This window comes from Actinomycetospora chlora (assembly GCF_039542135.1).
Taxonomy (GTDB): Bacteria; Actinomycetota; Actinomycetes; order Mycobacteriales; family Pseudonocardiaceae; genus Actinomycetospora; species Actinomycetospora chlora.
In genome coordinates this window covers 1-11,060 of sequence record NZ_BAABHO010000094.1, presented here as the reverse complement: position 1 = coordinate 11,060, position 11,060 = coordinate 1, and the positions used below count along the sequence as shown (strand labels likewise).

Genomic DNA, 11,060 nt, shown 5'->3' with positions numbered 1-11,060 from the left:
CGAGGTCGGCGAGCTGCGGGAACGCGGCGAGCGCCGCGCCGGCCGCCACCACGTCGGCCCGGGCCGCGGCGAGCGGGCCCTCGAGCTCGTCCGGGCCCTCCTCGCGGGCGCACCCGGCGGCGGCGAGCCCCGCCAGGCCGGTGAGCGTCACCAGCGCCCCCGCCCCGCGCAGCACCGTCCGGCGCGGGGTGCCGGACCGCTGCTCGGCAGGACCCACGGGGCTGTCCACGGCGACCACGGCCGGCCAGTCTGCCAGCCGCCCGCCGCGGCCCCCGCCGACGCGCCCGCACCCGGGGGACGGGTGCCGGCGAGCGCTACCCTGGACCACTGCGCGCCGGCACCCCGGTGCGTCGTGCCGATCCCCGCCTCGCGGCGGATCCGTTCCCCGTGAGGAGCCCCGTTGTCCCCAGGGACGTCCCCGGCGCGCGCCGGCGGTGCCGACGCCGCCGAGCGCCTGCGACCGACCGTCGTCGGGATCGTCGAGGCCGCCGGCTTCGTGCTCGACGACCTCGAGGTGCGCCCGGCCGGGCGCCGGTCGGTGGTGCGCGTCGTCGTGGACACCGCCGACGTCCCCGGTCCCCACGACCCGCCGGCCCCGGGCCCGGACCTCGACGCCGTCGCCGGGGTGAGCCGCGAGCTCTCCCAGACCCTCGACGCCCTCGACGAGTCCGGCGCGGACGGTGGAGCCGCCACCCCGGAGACCGAGTACACCCTCGAGGTGTCGACGCCGGGCACCGACCGCCCGCTCACCCGCGCGCACCACTGGCGGCGGGCGTGGCTGCGCAGGGTGGCGGTGACGCGCACCGACGGCAGCACGCTCGGCGCGCGCGTCGGGCCGGTCGCCGCCGCGGGGGAGGACGCCGACCGGGCGGTGGTCACCCTGGCCGAGGGCACGCCGCGGGGCCCGGTGCTCCACGAGCTGCCGCTGGCCGACGTCCGGCGTGCCGTGGTCGAGGTCGAGTTCAAGCCGGCGCCGGACGCCGAGGTGGCGGCCCTCGTCGCCGCCGCGACCGCCGGGGAGCCGGGACAGGAGGAGCCGTCGTGAAGGTCGACATCGCCGCGCTGCGCGCCATCGAGCGGGACAAGGAGATCCCGTTCGAGACCGTGCTCTCCGCGATCGAGACCGCCCTGCTCACCGCCTACAAGCAGAACGGCGGGGAGCACCCGAAGGCCCGCGTCGAGGTCGACCGCAAGACCGGCGACGTGGCGGTGCTCGTGCCCGAGACGACCGAGGACGGCGAGGTCGTCGGGGAATACGACGACACCCCCGAGGGTTTCGGACGGATAGCGGCGGCGACCGCGCGCCAGATCGTGGTGCAGCGGCTGCGCGACGCCGAGCACGAGCGCACCTACGGGGAGTTCTCCGCCAAGGAGGGCGAGGTCGTCGCCGGCGTCGTCCAGCGGGACGCCCGGGCCAACGCCCGCGGCGTGGTCGTCGTCGAGATCGGCTCGATCGAGGGCGTGCTGCCCGCCGCCGAGCAGGTGCCCGGCGAGCGCTACGAGCACGGCGCCCGGCTCCGCTGCTACGTCGTGGGCGTCAACCGGGGCCCGCGCGGCGTGCAGGTCACGCTCTCGCGCACCCACCCGAACCTCGTGCGGCGGCTCTTCGCCTTCGAGGTCCCCGAGATCGCGTCGGGCGCGGTGGAGATCGTCTCGGTGGCCCGCGAGGCGGGGCACCGGTCGAAGATCGCGGTGCGGTCGACGGTCGCGGGGCTGGGTGCCAAGGGCGCGTGCATCGGCCCGATGGGCGCCCGCGTGCGCGGCGTGATGAGCGAGCTCAACGGCGAGAAGATCGACATCATCGACTGGGCGGAGGATCCGGCGACCTACGTCGGCAACGCCCTCTCGCCGTCCAAGGTCGTCTCGGTGACGGTCGTCGACGCCAAGACCCGGGCGGCCCGCGTCGTCGTGCCGGACTTCCAGCTCTCCCTCGCCATCGGCAAGGAGGGGCAGAACGCCCGGCTCGCCGCGCGGCTGACCGGGTGGCGCATCGACATCCGCTCCGACGCGGAAGCCACCCTGCCTGACGAGGGACCCGACGGGGCGCCGGACGGGTCGTCCGGGGTGGGGGTTCCCGGTGGCGGGGTCGAGCAGCCCTCGCGTGGCGCGGTAGAGTGACCGGTGGCCCGAACCCGCGAGCCCGGTCGTGGGGTGGTGTCGGATCGAGATCGTCGCGATGACGGTCACGGCCCGGTGCGCACCTGCATCGGCTGCCGCTCACGGGCCTCGGCGTCGGATCTCCTGCGGGTGGTCGCCACGGACGGGGTCGTCGATCCCGATCCACGGCACCGGTTGCCCGGTCGGGGCGCGTGGTTGCACCCCGATCCGGACTGCCTCCACCGCGCGGAGCGCCGATCGGCGTTCCCCCGGGCGCTGCGCGTCCCGGGACCGCTCGACACCGGTGCCCTGCGTGCACTGCTCGCGCCGGAGTCCGTCACCATCGAGCCGCACGACAGGCGCGACGACCGTCGCGTCGGTACGAGGAAGCAGGTCGACCCCCATGAGCCAGCCGTGAAGCCCTCCCGATGAAGGCGCAGGCGTAGGACACGAGGTCGCGGGCCCCCCGCTGACCTCGAGGATGAGGAGATCAGTGGCAGGTAAGGCCCGGGTGCACGAGCTCGCGAAGGAGCTCGGCGTCACCAGCAAGCAGGTACTCACGCAGTTGGAGTCCCTCGGCGAGTTCGTCAAGTCGGCGTCCTCGACCGTGGAGGCCCCCGTCGTGCGCAAGTTGCGCGACTCCATGTCCGGCGGCGGCAGCGGCTCCGGCCGCCAGCCCCGTCCCGGCTCCGGCCCCCGCCCCGGCGGCGGTCCGCGTCCCGGGCCGTCCGCCGGTGGGTCCGCCCCGGCCGGTGGCGCCCCGCGTCCCGGCCGGCGTCCCGGCGCGTCGCCCGGCGGCGGCAGCAGCTCCGGTGACGGCGCCGGCTCCGGCAACGGCTCGACCGGTGGCGCCCCGCGTCCCGGTCCGCGTCCCGGTCCGCGTCCCGACGAGCAGTCCGCGGCCGCCGCACCGGCGCCGGCCCCGGCCGAGCCCGAGACCGGGCGGTCCGAGCGCCCGCCGCCGCAGGCCCCGCAGGGTCCGCGTCCGGGCGGCGACCGTCCCCGTCCCGGGGGCGACCGTCCGCGCACCGGCGGCATCCCGCGTCCCGGTGGGGACCGCCCCGCCGACCGCGGTGGCGACCAGCGCCAGGGTGGTGGTCAGGGCGCCCCGCGTCCCGGCCAGCAGCAGCGTCCGGCGGCGGCCGCCGCGGACGGTGGCCAGGCCGGTGGGGATGCGGCCGTCGCGCCGCGCCCGTCGGCCCCGAAGCCGGGACCGAAGACCCCGCGCGTCGGCAACAACCCCTTCGGCGTCGGCTCCGGCGCCCCGCCGCGCCCGCAGCGCCCCCAGCAGCCGGGCCAGCCCGGTCAGGGCGGCCCGCGTCCGCCGCGCGACGGCGACGCCCCGGCGCCGCGCCCGCCGCGTGACGGCGAGCGTCCGGCGGCGGGCGACCGTCCGCCGCGTCCCGGCGGCACCGGCGGTGCGACGCCGGGCAACATGCCCCCGCGTCCCAACCCCGGGATGATGCCGTCCCGCCCGTCCGGCCCGCCCGGACGCGGTGGGCCCGGTGGTGCCGTCGGCGGCCGTGGCGGCCCCGGCGGCGGCCGTGGTGGCCCCGGCGGTGGCGGTCGTCCCGGCGGTGGCGGCGGTGGCTTCCGCCCCGGTGGCGGTGGCGGCGGTGCCCCGGCCGGTGGCGGTTTCCGCCCCGGTGGCGGCGGTGGCCGTCCCGGCGGTCCCGGTGGCCGTGGTCGTGGCGGCGGTGCCGCGGGTGCCTTCGGGCGCGCCGGTGGCCCGGTCCGTCGCGGGCGCAAGTCGAAGCGGCAGAAGCGCCAGGAGTTCGACAACATGCAGGCGCCCTCGGTCGGCGGCGTCCGCCTGCCCAAGGGCAAGGGCGAGACGGTCCGGCTCCCGCGCGGCGCCTCGCTGACCGACTTCGCCGAGAAGATCGACGCCAACCCGGCGTCGCTCGTGCAGGTGCTGTTCCACCTCGGTGAGATGGTCACGGCCACCCAGTCGGTGTCCGACGACGTCCTCGAGCTGCTCGGCGGCGAGATGAACTACGACGTCCAGGTCGTCTCGCCCGAGGAGGAGGACCGCGAGCTGCTCGAGTCGTTCTCGATCAGCTACGGCTCCGACGAGGGCGGCGAGGAGGACCTCGAGGCCCGCCCGCCGGTCGTCACCGTCATGGGTCACGTCGACCACGGCAAGACGCGCCTCCTCGACACCATCCGCAAGACGCGGGTGGCCGAGGGCGAGGCGGGTGGCATCACCCAGCACATCGGCGCGTACCAGGTCGACACCGAGCTCGAGGGTGTCGAGCGGAAGATCACCTTCATCGACACCCCGGGTCACGAGGCGTTCACCGCCATGCGTGCCCGCGGCGCGAAGTCCACGGACATCGCGGTGATCGTGGTCGCGGCCGACGACGGCGTGATGCCCCAGACGATCGAGGCGATCAACCACGCGCAGGCGGCCGACGTGCCGATCGTCGTGGCGGTCAACAAGATCGACAAGGAGGGCGCCAACCCTCAGAAGATCCGCCAGCAGCTCACCGAGTACGGGCTGGTGGCCGAGGAGTACGGCGGCGACACCATGTTCGTCGACATCTCGGCCCGCCAGAACATCAACATCGAGGGGCTGCTCGAGGCGGTCCTGCTCACCGCGGACGCCTCGCTGGACCTCCGGGCCAACCCGGACATGGAGGCCCAGGGTGTCGCGATCGAGGCGCACCTCGACCGTGGCCGCGGTCCCGTGGCGACGGTGCTGGTCCAGCGCGGCACGCTGCACGTCGGCGACTCGGTCGTCGCCGGCGACGCCTCCGGTCGCGTCCGGCGGATGCTCGACGAGTTCGGCGACGACGTGAAGGAGGCGCTGCCCTCGCGTCCGGTGCAGGTCATCGGCTTCACGTCGGTGCCGGGCGCCGGCGACACGTTCCTGGTTGTCGACGAGGACCGCGTGGCGCGCCAGATCGCCGACCGGCGTCGGGCCCGCGAGCGCAACGCGCAGCTGGCGTCGCGTCGCAAGCGCGTGTCCCTCGAGGACCTCGACGCCGCGCTGAAGGAGACCAACGAGCTCAACCTGATCATCAAGGGCGACAACTCGGGAACCGTCGAGGCTCTCGAGGACGCGCTCACGAAGATCGACGTGGGCGAGGAGGTCCAGCTCCGCGTGCTGCACCGCGGGGTCGGTGCGATCACCGAGGGCGACATCAACCTCGCGATCGCGTCGGACGTCATCGTCCTGGGCTTCAACGTCCGGGCCGAGGGCAAGGCCACGGAGCTGGCCAGCCGCGAGGGCGTCGACATCCGCTACTACTCGGTGATCTACCAGGCCATCGACGAGATCGAGCAGGCCCTCAAGGGCATGCTCAAGCCGATCTACGAGGAGGTCGAGCTCGGCACCGCGGAGGTGCGCGAGGTCTTCCGTTCCTCGCGGGTGGGCGCGATCGCCGGTTGCCTCGTGACCGACGGGATCATCCGGCGCAACGCCAAGGCGCGCCTGGTCCGCGACGGTGCCGTGGTGGCGGAGAACCTCACGATCAACTCGCTCAAGAGGTTCAAGGACGACGCCACCGAGGTCCGCGACGGCTACGAGTGCGGTCTGACGCTCGGGTCGTTCAACGACATCAAGGTCGACGACAAGATCATGACCTACGAGATGCGGGAGAAGCCGCGCGAGTGAGGTTCCTGATCCCTCGGGGGCGCTGACGTGTACGTCGGCGCCCTCGAGCTCGACCTGCTGCTCGGCGACGTCGGGAGCATCAAGGAGAAGCGCTCCGTGGTGCGCCCGGTCGTCGCCGAGATCAAGAGGAAGTTCGCCGTGTCGGTGGCCGAGGCCGGCCACCTCGATCTGCACCGTCGTGCGCTGATCGGGGTGGCCGCCGTGGCCGCCGACGCCGGGCACGTCACCGACGTGCTCGACCACTGCGAACGCCTCGTCGCCGCGCACCCGGAGTTCCAGGTGCTCTCGGCCCGGACCCGCTGGCTGGGTCCGCACGACGACTAGACACCCCGACCGAGGAGGACCCCGCCATGGCCGACGCGCCACGGGCCCGCAGGCTCGCCAAGCGGATCTCCCAGATCGTCGCCTCGACGCTCGAGCACGAGGTCAAGGACCCGCGCCTGGCGATGGTGACGATCACCGACACCCGCGTGACGCCCGACCTGCGCGAGGCGACCGTCTACTACACCGTGTACGGCGACGACAACGAGCGCGCCGGCTCGGCGGCCGCGCTGGCGAGCGCCCGCGGCGTGCTGCGCACGGCCGTCGGGCGGCAGACCGGCGTGCGCTTCACCCCGACCCTCGCGTTCGAGCCCGACGCCGTCCCCGAGGGCGCGGCGCGGCTCGACGAGCTGCTCGAGGGCGTCCGGCGCGCCGACGCCGAGGTCGCGACCCTCGCGGTCGGGGCCGACTACGCCGGCGAGGCCGACCCTTACCGCAAACCGCGGGAGGACGGCGAGGAGGACCTCGAGGATCTCGACGAGATCCCCGTCGGGGACGAGCAGGACGAGGTCGTCGGCGAGGGTGACGGGCTGCGGTCGACGCGCTGACGGTGACTCCGTAGCGTGACCCCGGCGCCCGCCCCGGGCGCCCCGGACACGGAGGGAGCGCGGCAGCCATGGTCGCGGCGGAGGAGAGCGCGGCGGGCACCAGTCGCCCGATCGCCCTCGAGGACGCGGTGGGCATGCTCACCGACGCCCACCAGGTCGTGCTGCTGGCGCACGTGAACCCGGACGCCGACGCGCTGGGCAGCGCGCTCGCCCTCGGCCTCGCGCTGCACCGGCGCGGCGCGCGCGTCCAGGTGTCCTTCGGGGCACCGGAGCACCCGGCGGAGTCGCTGCGCGACCTCGACGTCGCGGGCCTCGTCGTGCCGCACCACCGCGTGGTGCACGCCCCGGAGCTGCTGGTCGTCCTCGACACCGGCAGCGTCGACCGCCTCGGCCCGCTTGCGGACCGCGCGGAGAGCGCCGGCACGACGCTGGTCATCGACCACCACGTCTCGAACTCGGGCTTCGGCACGCACTACTACGTCGACCCGCGGGCCGAGGCCACCGCCGTGATGGTGCTGCACCTGCTCGACGCCATGGACGCGCCGGTCGACCTGCCCACCGCGCGCTGCCTGTACGCCGGGCTCGTCACCGACACCCGCAACTTCCGCGCCGCCTCGCCGGACACCCACGCCATGGCCGCGCGCCTGCTCGTCGCGGGCGTCGACGCGGAGGCGGTGACCCGGCCGCTGCTCGACACGCACCCGTTCTCGTGGCTGTCGATGCTCTCGGCGGTGCTCGCCACCGCGCGCCTCGAGGTCGACGAGGCCCGCGGCCTGGGGCTCGTGCACGCGCTGGTCACCCGCGACCACGTCGAGCTCGGCCGCCAGGAGGAGGTCGAGAGTGTCATCGACGTCCTGCGCACCACGGCCGAGGCCGAGGTCGCCGTCGTGCTCAAGCAGGTGGGCGCGCGGCGCTGGACGGCCAACATGCGCTCCAAGGGCCGTCTCGACGTCGCGACGGCGGCGTCGGCCCTCGGCGGCGGGGGGCACCGCGTCGCGTCGGGCTTCACGCTCGACGGCGACGCCCCGGAGATCCTCGACCGCGTCCGCCGCGCCCTCGCCGACGCCCCCCTGCTGGGGTGACCCTCCCCGACACCGATCCCGGGGCGCGCCGGGTCCTGGCGCTCGCGTCGTCGGCGCTGGTGGTGCTCGTCGCCGAGCCGCTCTACCTGCTCGTCGACACGGCCGTGGTCGGCCACCTGGGCGCGGTCCCGCTCGCCGGTCTCGCGGTCGGCGGGATCGTGCTCGCCCAGGTGGCGAGCCTCGGCACGTTCCTCGCCTACGGCACCACCGCCCGGGCCGCCCGCCACCACGGCGCCGGCGACCGTGCCGCGGCGGTGCGCGAGGGCGTCGCGGCGACGTGGATCGCGGTGGTGGTCGGTGCGGTCGTGGTCGCGGTGCTCTGGGCGGCGGCGCCCTGGCTCGCCGACGTGCTCGGCGGCGGGGGCGCGGTGTCGGCGGCGGCGACGTCGTGGCTGCGGATCGCGGTGTTCGGCGCGCCGGGCATCCTCGTCGCGCTGGCCGGGCACGGCTGGATGCGCGGGGTGCAGGACACCCGCCGGCCCATCGTCGTCGTGCTCGCGGGCAACGGGTTCTCCGCGGTGCTCTGCCCGCTGCTCGTCTACGGCCCCGGGCCCTTCCCGGCACTGGGGCTCGAGGGCTCCGCGTGGGCCAACGTCGCCGCGCAGGTGACGGTCGGCGTCCTGTTCATCGGCGCGCTGCTGCGCGAGCGGGTGTCGGTGCGCCCGGTGCCCGCCGACGTGCGGGCGCAGTTCGGGCTCGGTCGCGACCTGCTCCTGCGCAGCGCCGCGTTCCAGGCCTGCTTCCTGTCGGCGACGGCCGTGGCGGCGCGCTTCGGGGCGCCGTCGGTGGCCGCGCACCAGATCGTGCTGCAGCTGTGGATGTTCATGGTCACCGTCCTCGACGCCCTCGCGATCGCCGCGCAGTCGCTGGTCGGGGCGGCGCTGGGGGCCGCGTCGGTGGCGACCGCGCGGCGGGTGTCCGGCCGCGTGACGCGCTACGGGCTGGTGCTCGGGCTCGCGGCCGGCGTCGTGTTCGCGGCCACGGCGGGCGTCCTGCCGGGGGTGTTCACCCCGGACCCGGCCGTCCGCGACGTCGTCCCGCAGGCGTGGTGGTTCTTCGTCGCGCTGCAGCCGGTCGCGGCGTACGTCTTCGCCCTCGACGGGGTCCTGCTCGGCGCCGGCGACGCCGCGTTCCTGCGCCGCATCACCCTCGGGTCGGCGCTGCTCGGGTTCCTGCCCGTGATCTGGCTGTCGCTGGCCCTGGGCTGGGGCCTGCTCGGCATCTGGGCGGGGCTGGCGCTGTTCATCGCCGCGCGGGCCGTGGCCGTCGGGGTGCGCGTGCGCGGTGACGCCTGGGCGGTCACGGGGACCTGAGGGTCGATCTGGGGGAAACCCGGAGGACGTCCGCGGCCGGTGCACAACGAGCGTGATCAGGAGCGCGCTGTGCACCCCGCCGGCGGACACGGGGTGCACCAGGTACTCCTTATCACCGACACCGAGCGACCCCGCCCGAGCCCCCGAGCCGAGCCGTCAGGACGCCGCGACGGGGGTGCGCAGGTCGGCGGCGGGGAACGGCGGGCGCTCGTCGGCGCGCAGCGACGCCCGGCCGGCGAGGCGCCAGGCGCGGGCGACGAGGTCGGCGTCCTCGTCGGTCACGAGGTTGCCCATGACGCGCAGGGCCACGGTCATCAGCGCCCGCGAGCGCATCCCCACGGGACCGGCGAGCGGGAGCAGGCGCGGCAGCGTCAGGAGCTTCGCCAGGCGCCGCGCGATCGAGAACGCCGAGCCGTAGTGCGCCCGCAGCGTGGCCGGCCAGGCCAGCGAGAGGTCGTCCTCGCCGAGCAGGCCCGCGACGGTCCGCCCGCTCTCCAGGCCGTAGTCGATGCCCTCGCCGTTGAGCGGGTTCACCAGCCCGGCGGCGTCGCCCACCAGGGCCCAGTTGCGCCCGGCGACGCCGGACACCGCGCCGCCCATCGGCAGCAGCGCCGACGCGACGTCGCGCACCTCGCCGTCGAGCTGCCAGTCGTCCTGGCGCTGGGCGGCGTAGTGCGCGATCAGCGAGCGCAGCCGCACGTTCGCGGGCCGGGCCTCGGTGGCGAGGGTGCCGACGCCGATGTTGACGTGCCCGTCGTGCAGCGGGAACACCCAGCCGTACCCGGAGAGCACCTCGTCGTCGGTGCCGCGCAGCTCGAGGTGCGACGAGATCCACCCGTCGTCGTGGCGCCCGGAGCGCACGTAGCCCCGGGCGGCGACGCCGTAGGCGGTGTCGCGGTGCCACTCGCGGCCGAGCTCGCGGCCCAGCGTCGAGCGGGCGCCGTCGGCGACGACCAGGCGCCGGCAGGCGATGGTGGACGGCCCGCCGGGGCCGTCGAACACGACGCCCGACACCCGGTCGCCGTCCCGCTCGACGGCGACGGCGCGCGCGCCCTCCACCGGCTGCGCCCCGCGCTCGAGGGCGACCGTGCGGATGCGGTCGTCGAGCTCGGTGCGCGCGACGGCCCCGCCGTGCGCGGGCAGCGAGCCGCCGGGCCAGGGCAGCTCGAGCAGCTGGCCGAAGCCCGCGGCGCGCAGCCCGCGGTTGGTGCCCCGCCCGCGCACCCACTCGCCGAGCCCGAGGTGGCCCAGCTCGGCGATGGCCCGCGGCGTGAGGCCGTCACCGCAGGCCTTGTCGCGGGGGAAGACGGCGGCGTCGGCGAGGACGACGTCGTGCCCGGCGTCGGCGGCCCAGGCCGCCGCGGCCGAGCCGGCGGGGCCGGCGCCCACGACGAGGACGTCGGTGCGCGTCGGGGTGCTCACCCCTCCAGCATGCCTGCTGGGCGGGTGCCCGGCCGGGCCGAGAGACTCAGGCCATGCGCGCGGTGCTCGTCGAGGAGTTCGGGGCCGACCCGGCGGTGGTCGAGCGGCCCGACCCGGTCCCCGCCGCGGACGGCGTCGTCGTCGCGGTCGAGGCCACCGGGCTCTGCGCCAGCGACCGCTTCGCCTGGCGCGGCCACGACGCCGGGGTGGTCCCCCCGTTCGTGCCCGGCCACGAGCTGGTCGGGCGGGTGGTCGCGGTCGGCCGCGAGGTGCGCCGGGCGCGGGTGGGCGACCGCGTGCTCACCCCGTTCGTCCAGGGCTGCGGGCGCTGCGCGGTCTGCGCGTCGGGACAGGCCCAGGTGTGCCCGCACCAGGAGCAGCCCGGCTTCACCCACGACGGCTCGTTCGCCGAGCTGGTCGCCCTGCGCTACGCCGACGCCAACCTCGTGGCCGTGCCCGACGACGTCGACGCCGGCGGCGCGGCCCTGCTCGGGTGCCGGGTGGCGACGGCGTTCCGCGCGGTCGCCGACCGGGGCGGGGTGCGGGCCGGGGACCGCGTCCTGGTGCTCGGGGCCGGCGGCCTCGGGCTCGCCGCGGTCCTGCTCGGCGGCGCGGTCGGGGCCGAGGCCGTCGTGGCCGACCCGGCGCCGGCCGCCCG

At 76.1% G+C, this 11,060-nt stretch carries 11 protein-coding genes; 9 read left to right on the top strand and 2 right to left on the bottom strand.

The genetic code is table 11. From position 1 onward, the window contains the following. Positions 1 to 238 (bottom strand): hypothetical protein (locus ABD994_RS30520; RefSeq protein WP_425550159.1); only part of this gene is annotated, 238 nt, incomplete at its 3' end. A 162-nt stretch (positions 239 to 400) separates the two neighbouring features. On the opposite strand from ABD994_RS30520, the gene rimP reads away from it, so the two are divergent. The 8 genes from rimP (at position 401) to ABD994_RS30480 (ending at position 8,980) form a co-directional block, all read left to right on the top strand. Then, positions 401 to 1,045 carry a ribosome maturation factor RimP gene (gene rimP, locus ABD994_RS30515; protein WP_345425237.1) on the top strand — a complete coding sequence of 215 codons (645 nt, stop codon included), beginning with the start codon at positions 401 to 403 and terminating at the stop codon, positions 1,043 to 1,045. After that, positions 1,042 to 2,118, top strand: a complete 1,077-nt coding sequence (gene nusA / locus ABD994_RS30510; RefSeq protein ID WP_345425233.1) for a transcription termination factor NusA — start codon at positions 1,042 to 1,044, stop codon at positions 2,116 to 2,118. Before rimP ends, nusA begins: the two co-directional genes overlap by 4 nt. Positions 2,119 to 2,121: 3 nt before the next feature. Continuing rightward, the gene (locus tag ABD994_RS30505; RefSeq protein WP_425550158.1) at positions 2,122 to 2,529 is read left to right on the top strand and encodes a YlxR family protein; all 408 of its coding nucleotides are present in this window, start codon (positions 2,122 to 2,124) and stop codon (positions 2,527 to 2,529) included. A 61-nt stretch (positions 2,530 to 2,590) separates the two neighbouring features. Continuing rightward, a complete protein-coding gene (gene infB / locus ABD994_RS30500; RefSeq protein ID WP_345425227.1) occupies positions 2,591 to 5,716 on the top strand; it encodes a translation initiation factor IF-2 in 3,126 nt (1,041 codons plus the stop codon). A gap of 27 nt (positions 5,717 to 5,743) precedes the next feature. Continuing rightward, positions 5,744 to 6,040: a DUF503 domain-containing protein gene (locus tag ABD994_RS30495; protein ID WP_345425223.1), complete on the top strand. Its 297-nt coding sequence runs from the start codon at positions 5,744 to 5,746 to the stop codon at positions 6,038 to 6,040. Positions 6,041 to 6,066: 26 nt separating this feature from the next. Beyond that, positions 6,067 to 6,585, top strand: a complete 519-nt coding sequence (gene rbfA, locus ABD994_RS30490) for a 30S ribosome-binding factor RbfA (protein ID WP_345425220.1) — start codon at positions 6,067 to 6,069, stop codon at positions 6,583 to 6,585. A 68-nt stretch (positions 6,586 to 6,653) separates the two neighbouring features. Next, a complete protein-coding gene (locus ABD994_RS30485; RefSeq protein ID WP_345425217.1) occupies positions 6,654 to 7,667 on the top strand; it encodes a DHH family phosphoesterase in 1,014 nt (337 codons plus the stop codon). Continuing rightward, the gene (locus ABD994_RS30480; protein WP_345425214.1) at positions 7,664 to 8,980 is read left to right on the top strand and encodes an MATE family efflux transporter; all 1,317 of its coding nucleotides are present in this window, start codon (positions 7,664 to 7,666) and stop codon (positions 8,978 to 8,980) included. The genes ABD994_RS30485 and ABD994_RS30480 overlap by 4 nt, the downstream gene beginning before the upstream one ends. Positions 8,981 to 9,136: 156 nt before the next feature. Here ABD994_RS30480 and ABD994_RS30475 read toward each other — a convergent pair whose 3' ends face one another. Continuing rightward, positions 9,137 to 10,402, bottom strand: coding sequence for a geranylgeranyl reductase family protein (locus ABD994_RS30475; RefSeq protein WP_345425211.1), 1,266 nt, complete (start codon positions 10,400 to 10,402; stop codon positions 9,137 to 9,139). A gap of 53 nt (positions 10,403 to 10,455) precedes the next feature. On the opposite strand from ABD994_RS30475, the gene ABD994_RS30470 reads away from it, so the two are divergent. Next, on the top strand, positions 10,456 to 11,060 hold a 605-nt coding region (locus ABD994_RS30470), incomplete at its 3' end, for an alcohol dehydrogenase catalytic domain-containing protein (RefSeq protein ID WP_345425208.1).